A 19,913-nucleotide genomic window follows, 5' to 3' on the forward strand; every position below is an offset into this window, starting at 1 on the left:
GGGGGTCGTTCTCGGCGGACGATCGATCATCCACACGCCTGTTATCTCGATCATCACCAGTGAAGGCGCGTATGGCTTCGTATCTCTTCGTCTGCTCCGGCGGCGGGCATCTCAAGGAGATGTTCGCCCTCTCGGGGCTCCTCGGAGTCGACCCGGAGGAGCAGCACTGGGCGACCGTCGACAGCGCCCTCAGCCGCACCCTCCTCGCCGACCGGCGCGTGACCCACCTCGCCGATCCGCCGCCCCGCGCCGTGGTGCCGGTGCTCCGCAACGCGATGATCGGCCGCTCCCTGCTGGCCCGCGGGTCCTTCGACGCCGTCTTCAGCACCGGCGCCAGCCCCGCCCTCTCCTTCCTGCCGCTCGCGGCCTCGCGCGGCATCCCCGCGCACTACATCGAGAGCGCCGCCCGCGTGCTCGGCCCGTCGATGACCGGTCGGATCCTCGCCCGGGTCCCCGCCGTCTCGACCTACACCCAGTACCGCTCCTGGGCCGACGACCGCTGGAGCTTCGGCGGCTCGATCTTCGACACCTACCGCGTCGAGGACGTCGTCCCGCAGCCGATCCGCCGCGCCGTGGTCTCGGTCGGCACGCAGGACGGCTACCCGTTCCCCCGCTTCTTCGCCGCGCTCGCGCCGCTGCTCGAGGGCGTGGAGGTGCTCTGGCAGACCGGAGCGAACGACGTCTCCGGGCTCGGGATCGACGGCCGCCACTCCGTGCCGCACGACGAGCTCAACGCCGCGATGAAGGCGGCCGACGTCGTCATCGCGCACGGGGGAGTGGGCACCGCGCTCAGCGCCATCGAGCAGGGCCGGGTGCCGATCCTGGTTCCGCGCCGCGCCTCGTTCGGCGAGCACGTCGACGACCACCAGGTGCAGATCGCCACGCGCCTGGCCGACTCCGGCCTCGCGGTCACCGTCGACATCGAGGGCCTCTCCCGCGAGACGCTCGAACTCGCCGCGGCGAGGCGGGTCGTCTCCGCCGATTCCGCCGTGCCCTTCGTGGTGCACGAGACGGCCGAGAAGTCCTCGGGCCTCTCCCGCCGACTCTTCCCCTCCTCCCGCTGATCCCCGCCCGAGCGACCAGACGTGATGAGAACGACATCCACGCGTCATCCGCGGCCCGTACACTCTCGAATGGGTTGGGGGGCCGGACGTCACTTCATGTGCGTCGAATTCGGAATGGTCGGCCGACTCGACACTGATGGCGAAAGCTCCGAAGGATTCTCGATATGACTGACACCCCGCGCGGCCTCTCGCGCCGCCTCCTGCTCGCCGCCTCCGCTGTCGGAGCCGCCGCGACCGCCTCCGCTCTCGTAGCGACCCCGGCGCTCGCCGCGCCGAACTACAGCGTGATCCCGAGGCTCCCGGGCGAGGTCTCGCGCCTCGACACCAAGTTCTCGAGGAACGGCAAAAAGCCGTACGAGGTCATCGACGTCAAGATCGGCAACGACCTCACTCAGCTCTTCGTCCCGCACTCGGCGAAGCCGGGATCCGGCTCCCCGGTTCCGGTGGCGTGGTTCTACCACGCCAGTGGCAGCGCCTACACGGCGCTCTACAATGCGTACAACTACTCGGCCGACCCGCTCGTCGATCTGGGCTTCGTCAGCATCTGCCCGAACTTCGGCGGCCCGAGCAACTACACCAACCCCACGGCGCTCGCCGTGCAGACGGCCGCCACGGCCTGGGTGCAGAGCCTCTGGAACGTCCGCGGGAGCTTCCTCCGCTCGAACTCCGGCGGCGGAGCGATGATGTGCTGGGCCTACGCGAAGAAGATGGTGCCGAACATCTACGGGGCGTACCACGCCAGCAGCGTCTTCGACGTCGAGGACCTCGCGGCGCGCGACGACAGCCAGCCGAACCGCGTCCTCGCGGTGTACGGCGGAGACCGGGCGCTGATGCGCGCGACCAACCCCGCCCGGCTGCCGCAGTCCGCCTGGCAGGGCATGCGTCTGCGCGTCAGCGCCGGCACGGCCGACCAGCTCGCTCCTGCCGAGCTGCACGGCGGACGCCTCCGCCGCCTCGCGCTCCCCGTCGCCAAGGAGGCGACGATCGCGTATCACAGCAGCGACGGCTTCAAGGGTGGCCACACCGTCCCGCCCTTCACCAACAAGGACTCGGTCGAGACCTTCCGCCGCTGGCTCCAGGAGGGCCCCGCCTGATCCGCGGCAGGACCGACGCGACCCCTCCTCCCCGGGGGTCGGCGCCAGGGTCGAGCAGTGGAGGAGGAGGGCACGGCATCGCAGGCGTCCCAGCCGCCGAGAGGCGGCTCGCGAGGGCATCGCGATCCTCATCGAGGCCGACGGGACCACTCCCGTGAGCGCCGCACCGCCCGCCCCCTCCTCCACCACTCCGCTCCGACGCCAGAAGGACTCCCTGACGTGATCGACATCCTCCCGCGACGACTCCTCGTCGGCGCGCTCTTCTCGGTCGCCCTGGTGATCGTCCTCGGGATGGGGTACATCTTCTCGACCCGGGAGCCGGCCACCGGCCTCCTGGTGATCGCCGCCGGAGTCGGCGGCATCGTCGGCGCCTACGTGCTGCTGCGGGTCCCCGCGCACTGGCTGCCGGCGATGGCGCTCGCGTTCTTCGCGCTCGTCCCGACGCCGCTCACCCCCTCGACCCTGACGTTCCGCATGACGCTCTGGGCGGTCATCCTCGTGATCTGGGCGATCCGGCGCGGGCTCGCTCCCGAGCTGTGGCGCGCCCCCGTCAAGGCGTGGACCCGCGAGCTCGTGCTCTCCCCGTGGCGGGCCGTGGTGATCCTCGCGTTCATCGCCCTCATGCTCTGGTCGGCCCTGGCGACGGTGCGCAGCTCCTTCGCGAGCGAGGGCGTCTCGTGGATGTTCAGCTTCGCGATCTGCGTGGGCGTGCCGATGCTCGTCTTCGACGCCCAGCGCGAGGCCGTGCTGCTGCGCAAGACGTGGGTGATCCTCTCGGGGCTGCTCGCCCTCTACGCCGCCCTCGAGCTGGTCGCGCAGAGCTCCCCGATCCTCGGTGCCGTCTACGGCGCCCTCGGCTACGAGCAGGACCAGCACTGGTCGCTCTACCGCGCCGAGATCACCTTCGGCCACCCGCTGCTCGCCGGCACCTTCCTCACGGTGGGCGCCGGTCTCGCGTTCGGCTCCTGGCTCCAGGGCTCCCGCAAGTCGGACCTGCTGCTGGGCATCCTGGCCTCGGGCGGCGTCGTCGCGACCGTCTCGCGCGGACCGATGGCGGCCATCGCCGTCGCGGTCGTCGTCGCGCTCGTCGCCGTGGGCTTCCTCAACCCGAACCGCTCGCTGCTCCGGCCCGGCTCGATCCTGATCGCCGGGCTCGTCGCGGGTGTCGGAGTCCTGAACTTCGAGCCCGTCACCGCCCGCAACAACAACCTCGACGCCTCCATCTCGGCCGGCGCCCGCGACCTCGCGGTGACCGTGTCGCTGAAGGCGGCCGAGCTCACGCACTGGCTCGGCTCCGGAGCGGCGACGTCCGGCATCAGCGGCAGGCGGTTCTCGGACGTCGTCATCGAGAACTCGTTCCTGCAGCTGCTGATCAGCGTCGGCATCCCCGGCCTGCTGCTCTTCGTGATCATGGTGGCCGCGATGTTCGGCGCCACGCTCAGCCGTCGCGACGTCGGTCCTGCGGCGGGCCTGCTCGGCTTCATGGTCTGCCTCGCCGGCTACAACGCCATCGACGCGGTCCGCCCCAGCCACCTGCTCCTGGGCTTCCTCGTCATCATCTGCCTCAACCCGGTGCACGTCCCCGACTTCTCGAAGGGCATCCGGATGCGCCAGCCCCTCGGGGCGAGGATCTTCGACGCGCCGATGGCCGTCGGGATGCGGGGCGAGCGATGAGCCGCCTCGCCCGCAGGAACGACTCGTCGCCGGCCGCGCTCGTCGTCCAGCAGTCGCTCGCGCCGCCGGACTCGACCACGCAGTACGTCGACTCGATCGTCGACGGCCTGGCGCCCGGCGTCGAGCTGCTGTTCTTCTCCTGGCGCAGCGCCCTGCTCGCCGACTACGACGTGCTGCACGTGCACTGGCCCGAGCTGATGATCCGCGGCCGCAGCCCGCTGCACCGCTTCCTCCGCCGCCGCGCCCTCGACGTGCTGCTGGTGCGCCTCGCGCTCCAGCGCATCCCGCTCGTGCGGACGGTGCACAACCTGCACCCGCACGAGCTCGGTCCCGCCGCCGAGCGCCGCTCGCTGGCCCGGGTCGACCGCGCGACCGACCTGTTCGTCCGCCTGAACCCGACGACCGTCGCTCCCGGCCGGGCGCCCGCCGTCACCGTGCTGCACGGCCACTACCGCGACCAGTTCGCGCAGCACCCGCTGCCCGAGCGCGAGCACGGCCGCGTCCTCTACTTCGGCATCATCCGCCCGTACAAGGGCGTCGTCGAGCTGATGGACGTGTTCCGCGGCGTGGAGGACGACTCCCTCTCCCTGCACGTGGTCGGCAGCCCCAGCACGGGCCAGCGCGAGCTGGTCGAGGAGCGGGCCGCCCGCGACACCCGGGTGCGCACCACGCTCCGCCGGGTCGACGACGCCGAGATGGTCGACGAGATCGGCCGGGCCGAGCTGATCGTCCTTCCCTACCGCGAGATGCACAACTCCGGCTCGATCCTGGTCGCCCTGTCGCTCGGCCGGCCGATCCTGGTGCCTCGCACGCCCACCAACACGGCCCTGGCCGAGGAGGTCGGCAGCGACTGGGTGATCGAGTACGACGGCGAGCTCACCCCCGAGCTGATCACCGCCGCTCTCGAGCGTACGCGCACCCGGCCGCCGGAGGGGCTCCCCGCCCTCTCCGGTCGGGACTGGGACGTGCTCGGACTCCAGCTCAAGAAGGCCTACGAGGGCGCGATCGCCACCAAGAAGGGCTCGACCCGATGACCGGGACCACGCAGAAGCCGTCACCGAGCCTCAGCCGCTCGGCGAGCCGCGGCGCCGCCGTCACCATCGGCGGGCAGGCGATCCGCATCGCCGTCCAGCTGGGCGGCATCGTCATCCTCGCGCGCCTGCTCTCGCCGGCCGACTACGGCCTGCTCGCGATGGTCACGGCGATCATCGGCATCGGCGAGATCTTCCGCGACTTCGGCCTCTCCTCCGCCGCCATCCAGGCGAAGGAGATCACGCCGGGCCAGAAGAGCAACCTGTTCTGGATGAACTCGGGCATCGGCCTCACCCTCACCCTGGTGGTCATCGCGGCCTCCTGGCCGATCGCCGCCCTCTACGGCGACGACCGGCTCCAGCTGCTGACCGTCGTGCTCTCCTCGACGTTCCTCCTCAACGGAATCTCGACGCAGTTCCGCGCCGACCTCGCCCGTCACCTCCGCTTCGTGAAGATCACCCTGGTCGACATCGTCGCCCAGGTGCTGGGCCTCGTGGTCGGCGTGCTGATGGCGCTCGGCGGCGCCGGCTACTGGGCGCTGGCCGGGAGCCAGATCGTGCAGCCGCTCATCAGCGTGCTGATGCTCGTCTTCATCACGGGCTGGCGTCCCGGCCGCTACCGCCGCGGCGAGGCGATGGGCCACTTCCTCCGCTACGGAGGCGGGGTCTTCGCGACCCAGGCGCTGACCTACGTGAGCAAGAACGTCGACTCCGTCATCATCGGCGCGCGCTTCGGCCCGGTCGACCTCGGCCTCTACAACCGCGCGTTCCAGCTGATGATGCTGCCGCTGCAGCAGTTGAACTCTCCGGTGCAGCGCGTGGCACTGCCCGTGCTGTCCAAGCTGCAGGACGAGCGCGAGCGGTTCCGCACGTTCATCCTCTTCGGCCAGTCGGCGATGCTGACGGCGATGGGCCTCGTGCTCGCCGTCCTCGGCTCCCAGTCCGACTCGGTCATCCGGATCCTGGTGGGGGAGCGCTGGCTCGCCTCGGTCCCGATCTTCCAGATCCTGCTCGTGGCCGGGTTCTTCCAGGCCACGGCGTACTGCTCCAACTGGGTGTTCCTCGCCAAGGGTCTCGTGCGCCAGAGCGTCTGGTACAGCCTGGCGACCCGCCCGCTGATGGTCGTCCTGATCCTGCTCGGCTCCAACTGGGGAGTGACGGGCGTCGCGGTCGCGTACGCCGGCTCGCTCGCCCTCACCTGGCCGACCGCGCTGATCTGGATCGGCCGCACCTCCGATGCCCCCGTCCGCGAGATGTTCACCAACGGCCTCCGCAGCGGCATCACGTTCGGATCGATCACGGTGGGCGCCTACTTCTCCACCGTCTGGATCGCCGCCGACCAGCCCGTCCTCCGCCTCCTCCTGGGCGGCGCCGCCGTCCTGGTCGGGGTCGGGCTCTGGATGCTGATCCTCCCCGCGTTCCGCCGCCAGATCCTCAGCCTCGCCGACCTGCGCCGCCACTTCCGCCGCAGCCGCCCGGCCGCCGCTCCCGCCCCGGCCACGGTCGACGCCACCAGCCCCACCGGTGACAGCGCGCTGGTCGACGGAGCCGTCACGGCCGGCATCCCCGACTCCGAGCGGCCTCCCGCCGCCGTTCCCCCCACCGAAAGAGATCGATGAAACTCAAGCTCGGCGTCGTCAAGTCCTGGAAGAAGGACTTCGTCACGACGACCCGCCTGCCCGCCCGCCGCGACGCGGCGGTGCTCCGCGCCGCCCTCGCGGACCTCCGACCCGAGCCCGAGTCGCACCTGGTGATCGCCGCTCCCGGCAGCGGCAACATCGGCGACCAGGCGATGCTGGAGGCGTTCCTCGAGAACACCACCGGTCCTGTCGTGGTCGTCCAGCGCTACGCCGGCGACGTCGTGATCCCCGAGGAGCAGGCCGACCGGGTCGAGGTCGTCGAGCTCCCGCACCTGGTCTACGGAGTGGGCGACGCGCACGCCGCCGACCTCCGCGCCTACGCCGCGCTGATCCGCCGCGCCCGCTCGGTCTCGGTCGTCGGCGCAGACATGATGGACGGCAAGTACAGCCTCCGCGGCTCGGTCCGCCGCTCCCTGCTCGCGCAGGCGGCCGCCGAGGCAGGGGTGCCCACGCGCATCCTCGGCTTCTCCTGGAACGCGGCGGCCCGCCTCGCCGCCCGCCGCTCCCTGATCGCCGCCTCCCGCGCCGGCGTCGTCCCGATGCTCCGCGATCCGCTCTCGGCGGAGCGCGCCCGGAGCATCGGCGTGCAGCGCGTCGAGGAGGTCACGGACATCGTCTTCTCGGCGCGCACCCGCGACCGCAGCTTCCGCGAGGGGCTGGGACTGCCCGAGGGCGTCCCCTTCGCGCTCGTGAACGCGAGCGCCCTCGTCGCCGGCATGGTCGACCAGGTGCCGGAGTACGAGCGCATCGTCGACCGCCTCCGCGCCGCCGGCGTGCACGTCGTGCTCCTCCCGCACGTCTCCCGCCCCATCGGCGACGACAAGGTGGCCGTCCGCGCGGTCGCCGAGCGCGTGGGATCCGAGGGCGTCACCGTCGTCGACCGCGTGCTCATGCCCGCCGAGATCCGCGGCCTCGCCGAGGACGCCCTGCTGACCGTCACCGGCCGCATGCACCTCGCGATCATGTCGCTCTCGCTCGGCGTCCCCGCGATCACCCTCGCCACCCAGGGCAAGGTCGAGGGCATCATGCGCCTCATCGGCCTGCCGCAGCTGTGCGTCGAGCCGGTCCCCGGCTTCGCCGACCGCGTCCTCCCGGTGATCGACCGCATCCTCGCGGAGCCGGGCGACGGCGGCGTGCGCGCCACCATCGACGCGGCCATGCCCGAGGTGCGCCGCCTCTCGGCGCTCAACACCCGCGGCCTCGGCGCGGAGGTCGTGCGATGAGCGCGGCGCAGGAGAAGGGACCGCGCATGCGGATCATGTTCGTCGTCACGTCGCTGCACGGCGGCGGGGCCGAGTTCGTCGCCCGCACCTGGATGGGCTGGCTCCTCGAGCAGGGCCACCACGTCGACGTCGTCACCACCTCGGTGAAGGGCACGGACGAGTACCTCCCCGAGGGCGCGGTGCTGCACCGCATCGGCGAGGGCAAGGGCCACGTCGGCAAGGCGCGGATGCTCAAGGAGCTGTTCCGCCGCCGCACCCCCGACGTCGCGGTCGCCCTGCAGGGCTACCCGAACATCGTGCTCCTGGCCTCGGCCGAGATGACCGCGAAGGCGGACCGCCCGAAGACCATCGTGAGCGAGCGCAACCTCGTCTCGCTCGGCATCCCGGGCTTCTCGAGGACCCAGAAGGTGCAGCTCGGGCTCGCCAAGACGCTCTACCGCCGCGCCGACCACGTCATCGCGATCTCGCACCCCGTCGCAGGCGAGCTCGTCGCCGGCTTCGGCGTCTCGGGCGAGCGCTGCACCGTCGTGCCGAACCCGGCGACCGCCAAGGTCGACCGCTCCCGCCAGGTCTCGCGCACCCCCGGCACCGCGGCGGGCCTGCAGATCGTGCTGCCCTGCCGCCTCGTCGTCCAGAAGCGCCCCGAGCTCGCGATCCTCGCGGCCGAGGAGCTGGAGCGCCGCGGCATCCCCGCGAAGGTCGTCTCCTTCGGCGGCGGCCCGCTGCTCGGCAGCATGAAGGCGGAGGCGACCGCGCGCGGCGTGGACTTCCAGGACATGGGCTGGGTCGAGGACTGGTTCCACCACTTCGACGAGAACGCCGTCGTGCTGCTCCCGTCGCTGCGCGAGGGCTTCGGCAACGTGCTGGTCGAGGCGGCCGCCGCCGGCGTCCCCTCGGTCGCCGTGTCCGGGGCGCTCGGAGTCGCGGACGCGATCGTCCCCGGCCTGACCGGCGAGCTCGCGCTCACCCCCTCCGCCTCCGACCTCGCCGACGCGCTGATCCGCGCGAGCGAGCTCGAGATCACCGGCATCGACCGCTGGCTCGACCGCTTCTCGCTGGAGTCCAGCGGCCGCGACCTCGAGACGGTGCTCCGCCGGGTCGTGGGGCAGAAGTGACCCTCGTCTCGGTGGTGGTCCCGGCGCACCAGGAGGAGGCGCACCTCGCCTCGGCCCTGGAGCGCCTGCTGCGGCAGACCCACGCCGAGCTCGAGATCCTCGTGGTCGACGACGCCTCGACCGACGGGACCGAGGCGATCGGCCGCGCGTTCGCCGAGGAGCACGAACGGATCCGCTACCTCCGCCAGGACGAGAACCAGGGCGTCGCGGCCGCTCGCGAGCGCGCTGTCGGCCAGGCCGCCGGCGAATGGGTCTGGCTGGTCGACGCCGACGACGAGTGGCCGGAGACCGCGGTCGAGGCCATGCTCACCGCGGGGGAGGCGGGCCGCGCCGACGTGGTGGTCGCCCAGGCGGTCACGGTCGACGCCACCGGATCCACGCCCGTCGGCTCCCTGCGCGGCCCGCTCGCGCTCTCGGGCCGGGGCGCCTTCACCGCGCTCCTGGTCGGGGAGCTGACCGGGCACCTCTGGAACAAGCTGTTCCGCCGCGAGCTGTTCGACGGCATCGACTTCACGCGGATCCGCCAGCACTCGGACCAGGCGCAGGTCGCGCAGCTGCTCGCCGCGGCCGACGAGGTCGTCGTCGTCCCCGACTCCGTCTACGAGTACCGCCTCCGCTCCGGCTCGATCATCCGCTCGGGGGCGAAGCGCGCCGACTCGCTCGCCGGGCTCGCCGCCGTGATCGAGCGGACGGCCCGCGGGCTCGACCCGCGCCTCCTCGACTCGCAGGACTACTCCTACTACCGCGCGCGCTTCTCCCTGCTCTCACGCTTCAAGGACGCCACCTCGGGCGCGCACAGTCCCGAGGAGGCGGACCGGCTCTGGCGGGCCGCGCACGACGAGGCGGGACTCCGGCACCTGGTCGCGCTCGTGCGCCGGCGCGACCTCAAGCGCTCCGTCCTCTTCGGGCTCGCCGCCGCGGCGCCCGCGCTCTACCGAGCGGCGATGAGCGCCGGGAACGGACGCCGGTGACCGTCGTCTCCTCGGTGAGCGGAGAGGCCGGAGTGCGCTTCCCGGCAATCGAGTCCTCGTCACTATTCCGACGAATGTGCGGCGCAGACGGTACACCCTTAGTCTTGATCCTCGGTCGCATTCTGCGACCGAGCCTGCGTCCTTCTCTGAGCCTTGTTCACCTCGGATGGAATTCACGAGCGGTACGACCGGGCACAAGGGGGAGAGAATGAAGCTGCTGAAGCCTGCGGGCGGGGCCCGACGCGAATGGGTGGATTTCGCCAAGGGTGCCGCCATCCTGATGGTCGTGTACTACCACACGTCGTTGTACCTCGGTGACATCGGGGTCGAGAACACTCTCGGCCGCATCAAGGTCGTGTTCGAGCTCTTCCCGATGCCCCTCTTCTTCCTGGTGTCCGGCCTCTTCGGCTCGCGCATCCGCACCTGGAGCTTCCCCGACCTCTGGCGTCGCAGGCTGTACCCGCTGCTCTGGCTCTACGTGGTCTGGTCCGTGATCCGCATGGCCTTCTACCTGGTCGTGCCGCTCGCGAACGGCGGACTCGGCGAGCTCCCCGCGACCGACCCGCTCAACCTGCTCCTGCTGTTCTTCTGGCCCAGCAGCAGCTACTGGTTCATCTACGGCCTCGTCCTCTTCACGCTCGGCGCGTGGCTCCTGCGCAAGGTCGACCACCGTGTGCAGGTCGCCCTCGCCGCGGTGATGGGGACGATGTTCACCACCGGTCTCCTCAACACGACCAACGTGGGCTGGAACCGCATCGGCGCCCTGTTCGTCTTCTTCCTGGTGGGCACGCTCTACTCGAAGAGGATCATCGACTTCGTCGAGCAGAAGGGGAGGCGCGCGTTCCTCTACGTCACTCCGGTCTTCGTCGTGCTGAGCGCGGTGCTCTTCCTCTTCCCGATCCGCTGGGTGCCGTTCCTCGCCCTCGCCGGCCAGATGGCCGCCGTCGCGATGGGCATCCTCGTGTCGCGGGCCCTCTCCCGAGTGCGATTGCTGAACTTCTTCACGATCTGCGGCGAGCGCAGCCTGCACATCTACCTGCTGCACCTCTACTTCATCGTGATCGCCATCACGATCCTGCGGGTGATCCTCCCCGAGGACCGCTCCGAGATCGGCGGCTTCGAGGTGCCGCTGCTGCTGGTCGTGATGGTGCTCGCGGTCGTCCTCTCGCTCTTCGTGACCCGCTACCTCTCGAAGGTCAAGTGGATCTACGTCCCCCCGGCCGCCCTCGGCGGCCCCGGCAAGCGGCGCAAGCCCGTGCCCGTCCCTGCGCGCGGCCCCGGAGTCGTCTCCGATCCCGTCGCGGTCCCGGCCGATGAGCCCGGCACCTCCCCCAGTTACGAGAAGAAGAGAGCGGAGTCCCACGAGTGAAGACGACACGAGCACGCAGAGCCGGAGTCCTGGCGGCCGTCGTGGCCGTCGCCCTCGGGCTGGCCGGCTGCTCCTCGCAGCCCGAGCCCGTCCGCACGCCCGACGGCTTCACGACGGAGAAGGCGATCGAGTACCGCTCGGTCGACGGCGTCTCGCTGAAGGCCGACGCCTGCCTCCCCACCGCGGGCGGCACCGACCGCCCCGCGCTGCTGATGCTGCACGGCGGAGGGTTCGTCGACGGCGCCCGCGACGAGGGCGGGATGACCGAGCTCTGCGAGTACTACGCCGAGCGCGGCTTCGTCTCGGTCTCCGTCGACTACCGCCTCCTCCAGGACAGCCGGTACCCCGGCCAGATCGAGGACGCGCAGGCCGCCGTGGAGTGGCTGCGCGAGCCCGCGCAGGTCACGCGCTTCGGCCTCGACCCCGCCCGCATCGGCGTGATGGGCAGCTCCGCCGGAGCGATCATCGGAGCGACCATGGGCACGCTCGGCGAGGGCTCCCTCACCGAGGGCTCGCGGGTCAAGACGGTCGTCGCCTTCTCGGCGGTGGCCGACATGACCGAGACCGGGATGTCGCTGGGCACGCCGCTGCCCGAGGCGAAGGAGCAGATCCTCTCCTACCTGGACTGCGACGAGATCGACTCGACGACCTGCCCGCAGAGCATCCCCGCGTCGCCGATCACCTCGGTCGACTCCACGGACGCCCCGCAGATCTGGCTGACCTCCGAGGACGAGCTCGTCCCGGTCGAGCAGGCCGACGCGATGCAGGTCGCCCTGCAGGACGCCGGAGTGGCGTCCGAGGTCGGCGTGGACGGCTCCGGCCACCACGGGCTCCAGAACAACACCCCGAACAACAAGAAGGCGATCCTCGCCTTCCTGCAGGCCCACCTCTGATCCACCGCTCCCGCGCGAAACCTCGCGGCCGGTTCCGCGCAACGCGGACGACACATCACGACGCTACAGTCAGACCCCCTGCACTCCGGTGCAGTCGACGAAAGGGACACCACACACCATGACCTTGAACGGACTGTTCGCCGGCATCGGCCGGAGGTGGGTCTACATCGTCGCCTTCGCTCTGCTCGGCGCCGTGGCGGCCCTGGTACTCAACGCCGTCCTCCTCCCGCAGTACAAGGCGGACGCACGCGTGTACGTCGCGGTCTCCTCGTCCGGAGTCCTCTCGACCGCGGACCGGGTCGCGGCCAACAGCGCCGCCTCCCAGGCCACGGTCACCTCCGTCGCCCTCGGCACCTCGGACACCGTCCTGCAGGGCGTCATCGACGGCCTCGGCATCGACGAGCCCATCGAGGAATTCGCCAAGCGCGTGACCGTCCTCGCCGAGCCGGAGTCCGTGGTCATCACGATCTCGGCCACCGACCCCTCGCCCGAGCAGGCCGCGGTCATCGCCAACGCGGTCGCCGCCCAGCTCGACGCGGCCGTGAAGGGGGCCGACCCGACGACCACCACGAACGGCGTCGCCGTCCCGCAGATCCAGCTCCAGGTGCTCAGCCAGGCGCTCCCGCCGGAGCTGCCGGTCACCGGTGGCATCCTCGTCCTGCTCGCGCTCGGCATCCTCGGCGGCGCCGTGGTCGGCGTGGGAGTGGCGATCGTGATGACCGCCCTCGACCGCCGCCTCCGCAGCGGCGACGACGTCCGCTCCGCGATCGACCGGCCGCTGCTGGGCATCGTCCCGGTCAAGGCCACCAAGCTCGACGAGATGCTGAACTCGACCGAGATCCCGGCCCGCTACTCGGCCGTGGCGTTCGAGCTCTCCGCCATCGCGCGCACCCGCTCGTACTCCTCCTTCGCGATCGCCCCGGCGTCCGAGAAGACCCCGCACACCGCCAGCGCGGTGCTGCTCGCCAAGGCGCTGGCCGTGCTCGGCTCGTCCGTCGTGATCGTGGACGGCACCGCCGAGGGCTCGGCTCTCGCTTCCGCCTCGGGCGGACGCCCGGGCCTGCGCGAGGTGCTCGCCGGAGCCGCCTCGCTCGACGACGCGATCATCAAGCGCTCGACCGACCGCGTCGACCTGCTCCCCGCGGGCGGCGCCCAGGCCGGCACGCCGATGCCGACCGACGCCCTCCGTGCGCTGGTCGAGGAGCTCGAGAAGGTCTACGACATCGTCCTGATCGTCACCGGCACCCTCGGCGCGACCGAGCAGTCGCCGACCTTCCGCGGCGTGGCCGACGGCGCCGTCCTCGTCCTGATCGAGGGCAAGGTCGACTCGCCCCAGGCCGCCGCCGACGTGCACTGGATCGAGACCGCCGGCACCCCCGTGGTCGGCGCGGTCGTCCTGGCCCGCCACAAGCTGCAGAAGGCCCCCGCGATCGTCTGATCGCGTCCTCGCACGCTGCGGAAGAGCGCACCCCGGCCCCGGCCGCGGTGCGCTCTTCCGCGTCCGGGGACTGCGCGGTGCCCGGCGGGGGCCCGGCTGCCCTCTCTCCGGGCTCAGCCGGCCCCTCCGACGCCTGGCCGGCACTCCAGCCCCCTCCACCCCTCCGCGAGCCCGCAGAACTCGCGGTACTCGCGCGCGACTCCGCCCACCTCCGCGGACTCGGCAGGAGGCGGCGTCACCGTCCGGGCCCGCGGGCTCTCCGGGGCCTGGCCCACCCGTCCGTCCTTCCCCAGCGTCTCCAGCGCCCGCCGTGGCCTGATCACGTGCTTCACCGGCTCCCGGGAGCCCGCTCACCCCGCGAGCCCCCACAAGTCGCAGTACTCGCGCGCGACTCCGCCCACTTCTGCGTGCTGGAGAGGCGCGGGCGCGTCAGCCGGCCTCCGATCCCGTCCCCGTCCCCGTCCGCTCGGCTCCTCCCGCGGCCCACGGGCGCCGCGCGCCCGCCCGCGCCCTCGCGAGTCCGCGGTAGTCGCGGTCGTCGCGCGCGACTCCGCCGACTCGCGCGTGGTCGGCGGGAGGCGGGCACACGCAGAACCGCCGCCGTCGAGGGGACGACGGCGGCGGTTCTGTGCGCGGGCAGCGGATCAGGTCACGGCGTGCAGGCCACGTTCCCGATCAGGTCCTTCCCGGAGTTGGAGCAGCTCAGCGTGTTGCCGCTGGTGGACCAGTTGGACGGCTGGTGGAGGTAGACCACCGCGTTGCTGGTCTTCAGCGCGAGGTTCCCGCTGATCGTGTTGTCGTTGCCCGAGCCGTCGGCGCGGGTGATCACCTGGTAGCCGTAGGCGGTGGTGCCTGCGGCGGAGTTGCCCGCGGCCAGCCAGCCGTTGCCCGAGACGAGGATCAGCGAGACCACGTCCGAGGCGAGCCGCGATCCGCCGACGACCGTGTTCCCGATGATGTCGCCGTCGAGGGTGCCCTCCTTGGCCTCGATCGGCTCGGCGCCGGTGTCGCTGATCGTGTTGTCCACGACGGCGATGCGGGCCGTGCGGTCCGGGTCGCAGTCGTTGTACTCGCACCAGTTGCGGTCGGAGGTGCCGACGTAGACGCCCTCGCCGTACTTGGCGGAGACGAGGCCGGTGCGGCGGATGGTGCTGCCGACGATCAGGGAGTCGGTGGTCTGGCTGCGGAAGTGGACCGCCTCGTAGCCGATCTCGCTCACCGTCAGGCCGGCCATCTGGACGCCCTTGCTGGCGAGCACCTGGATGCCCTGGAAGGAGCTGCGGACCGAGAAGCCCACGAGGTGCACGTCGCTCACCGTGTTCAGGATGAGCGCGGTACCGCTCGAGGTGGATCCGGAGGTGAGGACCGCGTTGGGCGAGCCGCAGATCCAGATCGAGCCGGGCTGGGCGGCGGTGCCGCGGAGGGCGAACTTGCCGGTGTAGACGCCGTCGGCCAGGCGGATGACGTCGCCGGAGGAGGGGTTGGTCAGGGCCGTGACGAGCTGCGCCGAGGTCGACACCGTCTTGGTGGCGGCGGGGCAGTCGAAGGCCGCGAGCAGCGAGGCGCGGGAGGCGAGGATGTCGGCCGAGGTGGTGGCCGACTCCTTCAGCCGCGAGTCGCGGCCGGCGTCGTCGGTCGCCGTGACGGTGTACGTGTAGGCGCGTCCCGCCTCGGCGGTCTCGTCGCGGTACTGGCGCACCGGGTCGGCGACGGTGCCGACGACCGTGTCGCCGGAGCCGTCCTCGTTCGAGCGGTGCACGTCGTACGAGACGACCCGCGAGCTGAAGGGCGAGTCCCAGGCGACGGTGTAGCCGTCGGTCAGGGGGGAGAGCTCCACGGCGTCGGTCGCGAGGCCGTCCTCGGCGAGGACGAACGCGTCGATGATCAGGTTCTTGTCGGTCGACTGGGAGTTCTTCGTCCCCGTGTAGGAGATGGTCACGGTGTGCGTGCCCTCGGCGAGGTCGGTCGTCTCGTAGACCGGCACCTGGTACTGCGCGGTCGAGCTGTAGCGGTCGACCTTGGTGACGGGTCCGCCGTCGACCGAGACCGCGGCGATGCCGGAGGAGGAGGTCTTCCGGCTGATCCAGCGCCACGACGTGCCGACGAAGGTGAACTTCACCGATCCGGCGGAGGTCAGGTACTTCATCCCGCCGCCGCTGTCGCCGCCCGCCATCGATCTCCACGAGCCGGTGTACTGCAGCGCGGGGTCGGTCTCCTGCACGAGGAGGCTGGTCGCTCCGGAAGGATCGAGCACGGGGCCGTCGTCCTCGCCGCCGCCGGTCTCGTCGGTCGGCTCCTCGGTGGCGGGAGTCGCGCGGGTGATGTCGAACGCGTCGATGACCAGGTTCTTGTCGCTCGCGGAGCTGTTGGCCGTGCCGCTCCAGGCGATCTTGACCGTGTGGACGGTGTCGGCGAGGTCCTTCTTCGTGAACACCGGGACCTGGTACGCCGTGGTCTTCGTGTACCGGTCGACCGAGGTGCTCGCGCCGTCGACCGTGACGGTGGCGATGCCGGCGGAGGCGGTGGTGCGGCTGACCCAGCTGAAGCCGGTGCCGCGGAAGCTGAACGAGACGGAGCCGGTGCTGTTGAGGAACTTGATCCCGCCGCCGCTGTCGCCGCCCGTCATCGTGCGCCACGAGCCGCTGTAGGTCAGCGAGGAGTTCGTCTCCTGGATCCGCGTGCTCTGCCCGGCGCCCGGGTCGAGAGTGGCCGCGGAGGCGGCGGGCGCCGTGAGGGGGGCGACCAGGATGCCGAGAGCGGCGATCAGAGCGGTGGTGAGGGAGAGGCGTGCGCGTCGTCGGCGAGGGCGGGTCGGGTCTGGCGTCGTCTGAGGATTCACGATCGGCTCCGGGTCTTCGAGGGGGCGTCGGGGGCGGTTCGAGGGGGCTGCTCAAGGGGGTGGTGCTGGTCCTCCCGACGCTATAGACGGGCCTTGCGACTGATGGCTGGATGAGACGGATTCAGGTTGTAGTACCCCATTCGGGCGTGGTGGTCGGGCTCATATCAGCGATTCCGCTGAAGGACTGGCGGACCGCCGCGCATGCGTGTATGCGGAACGGTCACACGCGCTGTCGACGACGGATCGGAGGGCGGATGTCGGATCGGGAGGGGACTCCGGGAATGCCCGTCCGCGGAATGGACGAGGGGGAGTGCTGCTCGGTCGAGGAACGGCGACCCTACCCGGCGACTCTGGACACGGCCCCGGGCCGGGCCGCTGGGCGAGAGAATTGACCGGGCGTTCACCGGGCCGACCCCTCGCCGAAACACTGCGATGATGGGCTCTCCACTGGTGATCGCCGTCGCACCCGCGTCGCGGATCACCCGCCGCGGGCGAGCGGCGGTCCCGACGAGAGGGAGGACGCGATGGACACGGCCACGACCGCGACCGGCGACCGCCCGTCCACCCCGCCGTCCCGGGAGCGCCCGAGATGCCCCCGGGTCCGCGCTCGCACCGTGATCGGACGGCTCCTGCTCGTCCCCCTCGTGGTGCTCGCCCTCTTCGGCGCCGGGATCCCGCTCTACGTCACGCCCCCGATCGACCCGATCCCTGAGCAGGCGGACGCGGTCTTCGTGCTGGGCCCCTCCACGAGGGCACGCGTCGAGTTCGCCCGCCGGATCATCACCTCCGGGGCGACGGACACGATGGTGCTCTCGGTCGGCCCCGGCGAGATGAACGCTCCCTACGAGGCCAAGAAGTACAAGAAGTGCAACGAGCCCGGCGGCGACGTCCTCTGCTACTCCGCCGACCCGCTCACGACCCAGGGAGAGGCCCGGCAGCTGCGCGACATGGCCGAGCAGTACGGCTGGGACCACGTCATCGTGATCACCAACGCCTCCCACCTCGTGCGCGCCGAGATGATCATCGAGCGCTGCTACTCCGGCGAGCTCTCGATGGTGCCCTCGGGCGAGCCGATGGGCCTGGACTACCTGGTGAACCAGTACGTCTACCAGACCGGCGCGTTCCTCAAGGCCTTCCTGGTCACCAACGGCTGTTGACGCGAGCACTCCTCCTCGAGCCGCCGAGCCCGCCTGCGCTAGTCTGCCCGGGGCGCCATCGGCCCCGAGCCCCCTCCTGCGGAGCCCGGCCGGCCCGGCCCACGACGGCAGCGCGGCAGGAGGATCGACCGGGGAGACCCGCGACGCTCCCCGCTCCGCACCGGTCACCCCCACGCGAACCCCTCCGAAAGGCCCGCCCGTGACACCTGCCCGATCGATCTTCGCCGTCGGCCGCGGCCAGTACGAGAACATCGGCGACATCATCCTGCGTCGCCAGCTCCTCGACTGGCTCCGCGAGTCGGGTCCGCTCCACGTCTACGTGGGCCACTCGCCGTGGGGCTACGACGACGGCCTGCGCCTGGGCCCGGACGACACGGTGTACCGCTCGCTCCTGCGCTGGTACGCGGCGCTCGCCCGCGAGGCCCTCGCCGGCCGGGCGAACTCGGTGTTCAAGCCGGGAGAGATCCAGCTGACCCTGATCGGGATGAAGGAGCACCTCGTGATGCTCCCGGGCATCGCCCTCGTGCGCCTCGGCGGCGGCCGCGTGATCCGCGCCGGCGTGGGCACCCGCAACTTCGCCCCGCTGCCCCGCGCGATCATGTGGCCCTCGATGGCGCTCTCGAGCTACACCCGCTGGCGCGACGACAAGACGGCCGGCTACATGCGCGTCGGCGCCGCCATGCCCGACCTCGGCTACGGCGAGGGCTCGAGCGACGCGGAGCTGACCGCGTTCGCCGCGCAGCCCGACGAGGAGCGGCGCGGTCTGGTCCTCTCCCTCCGCGAGGACCACGAGGTGGACGCCCGCCCCTATCCCGAGCAGGAGTGGCTGGCCGCGATCAAGGGCTTCGCCGAGCGCGAGGACCTCGACATCGTCGTCGTCACGCAGGTCGCCGTCGACGCCGAGCGCTCCCGCCGTCTCGCCGCCGACCTCGACGCGGACATCCTCGACTGGGATCCGGCGCACACCCACGACGAGCACGAGATCCTGCTGCGCGAGCTCTACCGCACGGCCCGCGTCGCGATGAGCGACCGGCTGCACGTGATCATCATGGCGTTCACCGAGGGCGCGGCCCCGGTGAGCCTGCAGATGGACGGATCGACGAAGGCCTCGCGCCACTTCGAGACCATCGGGATCCACGACGTCACGGTCGACATGTCCCGGACGACCCCGGCCGCCGGCGTCGAGACCTTCTCCGCCGTCGTCGCCCGCCGGAGCGAGCTGCTCGAGAAGCTGCTCGTCGCCCGCGGGCGCCTCCGCGGCGTCCGCGACGACATCCAGGCGCTGCTCGCCGTGCCGCCCCGCAGCCGCCCGGCCGCCGCGGCAGCCCCTGCCGGCCCGAAGACGCGGGTGTACCACGTCGGCCGCAGCGGAGAGGTCCCCGGAGGCATGACGCAGGTCGTCAACGGATACCTGCGCTGGCCGTTCGAGCGCTCGGACGTCCGGGTGATCTCCTCCCGCACCGCTCCGGGCGAGCACGTCGCCGCGGCCCGCCTGGCCGCCGGCGCCGCCGCCCGCATCGTCGCGATCGCGCGCCGCGAGCCCGGCGCCGTGATCGTCGTCCACCTCTCGGAGCGCGGCTCGTTCCTCCGCGAGGGGTCCCTCCTCCGCCTCGCGCACCGCCTGGGCCTGCGCACGGTCGCCCACCTGCACGGCAGCGAGTTCGCCGCCTTCACCGCCGCGCACCCGCGCCTGGTGAAGGACGTGCTGCGCAGCGCGGACGAGATCATCTCGCTCTCGGAGGAGACCTCGGCGATCTGCCGCCGCTACGTCCCCGCCGAGCGCGTGCACCTCGTGCCCAACGCGCTCGAGCAGGGCACCCCGCGCGAGAAGACCCGCACCGTCGTCTTCGGCGGCGTCGTCAGCCACCGCAAGGGCGTCGACGTGCTGCAGAAGGCGTGGGCGCAGGTCGAGGGCAAGGAGGGCTGGCGCCTGCTGGTCGCCGGTCCGATCCGCGAGCCGGAGGTCGTCGACCGCGGCGTCCCGGGGATCGAGTTCCTCGGCTCGCTCGAGAACGCCCGCCTGCTCGCCCTGCTCGACGAGGCGTCCATCGCCGTCCTGCCCTCGCGCGACGAGGCGATGCCGATCTTCATCCTCGAGGCACTCGCCCGCGACGCGGCCGTCGTCTCGACCGCGGTCGGCGGCATCCCCGAGGTCCTCGGCGACGGCTGCGGCCGCGTGGTCGCGCCCGGAGACGTGGAGGGCCTCGCCGCCGCGCTGACCGAGCTCATCACCGACGAGGACGCCCGGGCCGAGGTCGTCGAGAAGGCCGGGGCGCGCTTCCGTGAGCGCTTCTCCGCCGACGCCGTGTTCCCGCGGGTGGAGGAGGTCTGGCTCGGCTGAGCCGCCTGCGACTTCGCCCCGGATCGCGCCCCCGGCCCCGCTCCGGGCCTGGGCGGAGCCGCGG

14 protein-coding genes are annotated in these 19,913 nt (G+C 71.7%); 13 read left to right on the top strand and 1 reads right to left on the bottom strand.

Annotation, left to right across the window (positions count from 1 at the left end; translation table 11 throughout):
* Window positions 1-71: 71 nt before the first annotated feature.
* The 11 genes from C5B95_RS09620 to C5B95_RS09670 all read left to right on the top strand — a co-directional run bounded on the left by C5B95_RS09620 (window position 72) and on the right by C5B95_RS09670 (window position 13,512).
* The gene (locus C5B95_RS09620) at window positions 72-1,064 is read left to right on the top strand and encodes a glycosyltransferase (protein ID WP_104260670.1); all 993 of its coding nucleotides are present in this window, start codon (window positions 72-74) and stop codon (window positions 1,062-1,064) included.
* Window positions 1,065-1,228: 164 nt separating this feature from the next.
* On the top strand, window positions 1,229-2,158 hold the full coding sequence (locus C5B95_RS09625) for a S9 family peptidase (protein WP_104349038.1): 930 nt from the start codon (window positions 1,229-1,231) through the stop codon (window positions 2,156-2,158).
* Between the two features lie 219 nt (window positions 2,159-2,377).
* Window positions 2,378-3,832: an O-antigen ligase gene (locus C5B95_RS09630; RefSeq protein WP_104349039.1), complete on the top strand. Its 1,455-nt coding sequence runs from the start codon at window positions 2,378-2,380 to the stop codon at window positions 3,830-3,832.
* Complete coding sequence (locus C5B95_RS09635; RefSeq protein WP_104226616.1) at window positions 3,829-4,866, top strand: glycosyltransferase; 1,038 nt, start codon at window positions 3,829-3,831, stop codon at window positions 4,864-4,866. Before C5B95_RS09630 ends, C5B95_RS09635 begins: the two co-directional genes overlap by 4 nt.
* Entirely contained in the window at window positions 4,863-6,482 is a 1,620-nt protein-coding gene (locus C5B95_RS09640; RefSeq protein WP_104349040.1) for a lipopolysaccharide biosynthesis protein, read from the top strand. Before C5B95_RS09635 ends, C5B95_RS09640 begins: the two co-directional genes overlap by 4 nt.
* Window positions 6,479-7,726 (top strand): polysaccharide pyruvyl transferase family protein, encoded by a 1,248-nt coding sequence (locus C5B95_RS09645; RefSeq protein ID WP_104233543.1) that lies wholly within the window; start codon window positions 6,479-6,481, stop codon window positions 7,724-7,726. The genes C5B95_RS09640 and C5B95_RS09645 overlap by 4 nt, the downstream gene beginning before the upstream one ends.
* A gap of 26 nt (window positions 7,727-7,752) precedes the next feature.
* Window positions 7,753-8,841 carry a glycosyltransferase gene (locus tag C5B95_RS09650; RefSeq protein ID WP_181067812.1) on the top strand — a complete coding sequence of 363 codons (1,089 nt, stop codon included), beginning with the start codon at window positions 7,753-7,755 and terminating at the stop codon, window positions 8,839-8,841.
* Window positions 8,838-9,812 carry a glycosyltransferase family 2 protein gene (locus C5B95_RS09655; protein ID WP_104349041.1) on the top strand — a complete coding sequence of 325 codons (975 nt, stop codon included), beginning with the start codon at window positions 8,838-8,840 and terminating at the stop codon, window positions 9,810-9,812. Before C5B95_RS09650 ends, C5B95_RS09655 begins: the two co-directional genes overlap by 4 nt.
* A gap of 208 nt (window positions 9,813-10,020) precedes the next feature.
* Entirely contained in the window at window positions 10,021-11,181 is a 1,161-nt protein-coding gene (locus C5B95_RS09660) for an acyltransferase family protein (protein ID WP_181068042.1), read from the top strand.
* On the top strand, window positions 11,178-12,074 hold the full coding sequence (locus C5B95_RS09665) for an alpha/beta hydrolase (protein ID WP_146076557.1): 897 nt from the start codon (window positions 11,178-11,180) through the stop codon (window positions 12,072-12,074). The genes C5B95_RS09660 and C5B95_RS09665 overlap by 4 nt, the downstream gene beginning before the upstream one ends.
* Before the next feature lie 118 nt (window positions 12,075-12,192).
* Window positions 12,193-13,512: a Wzz/FepE/Etk N-terminal domain-containing protein gene (locus tag C5B95_RS09670; protein WP_104296024.1), complete on the top strand. Its 1,320-nt coding sequence runs from the start codon at window positions 12,193-12,195 to the stop codon at window positions 13,510-13,512.
* 649 nt (window positions 13,513-14,161) lie between these two features.
* On the opposite strand, the gene C5B95_RS09680 is transcribed toward C5B95_RS09670, so the two are convergent.
* Window positions 14,162-16,351 (bottom strand): hypothetical protein, encoded by a 2,190-nt coding sequence (locus tag C5B95_RS09680; RefSeq protein ID WP_104349044.1) that lies wholly within the window; start codon window positions 16,349-16,351, stop codon window positions 14,162-14,164.
* A gap of 614 nt (window positions 16,352-16,965) precedes the next feature.
* Here C5B95_RS09680 and C5B95_RS09685 point away from each other — a divergent pair.
* Complete coding sequence (locus tag C5B95_RS09685) at window positions 16,966-17,508, top strand: YdcF family protein (protein ID WP_146084859.1); 543 nt, start codon at window positions 16,966-16,968, stop codon at window positions 17,506-17,508.
* A gap of 199 nt (window positions 17,509-17,707) precedes the next feature.
* Entirely contained in the window at window positions 17,708-19,849 is a 2,142-nt protein-coding gene (locus tag C5B95_RS09690) for a glycosyltransferase family 4 protein (RefSeq protein WP_104349045.1), read from the top strand.
* Window positions 19,850-19,913: the final 64 nt, after the last annotated feature.

This window comes from Rathayibacter sp. AY1A7, from assembly GCF_002930845.1.
Taxonomy (GTDB): domain Bacteria; phylum Actinomycetota; class Actinomycetes; order Actinomycetales; family Microbacteriaceae; genus Rathayibacter.

Excerpts from the sequence above, each read along its gene's own strand:
- C5B95_RS09620 (WP_104260670.1), top strand. The coding sequence starts at position 72 with ATGGCTTCGTATCTCTTCGTCTGCTCCGGCGGCGGGCATCTCAAGGAG.
- C5B95_RS09625 (WP_104349038.1), top strand. The coding sequence starts at position 1,229 with ATGACTGACACCCCGCGCGGCCTCTCGCGCCGCCTCCTGCTCGCCGCC.
- C5B95_RS09635 (WP_104226616.1), top strand. The coding sequence starts at position 3,829 with ATGAGCCGCCTCGCCCGCAGGAACGACTCGTCGCCGGCCGCGCTCGTC.
- C5B95_RS09640 (WP_104349040.1), top strand. The coding sequence starts at position 4,863 with ATGACCGGGACCACGCAGAAGCCGTCACCGAGCCTCAGCCGCTCGGCG.
- C5B95_RS09645 (WP_104233543.1), top strand. The coding sequence starts at position 6,479 with ATGAAACTCAAGCTCGGCGTCGTCAAGTCCTGGAAGAAGGACTTCGTC.
- C5B95_RS09650 (WP_181067812.1), top strand. The coding sequence starts at position 7,753 with ATGCGGATCATGTTCGTCGTCACGTCGCTGCACGGCGGCGGGGCCGAG.
- C5B95_RS09660 (WP_181068042.1), top strand. The coding sequence starts at position 10,021 with ATGAAGCTGCTGAAGCCTGCGGGCGGGGCCCGACGCGAATGGGTGGAT.
- C5B95_RS09670 (WP_104296024.1), top strand. The coding sequence starts at position 12,193 with ATGACCTTGAACGGACTGTTCGCCGGCATCGGCCGGAGGTGGGTCTAC.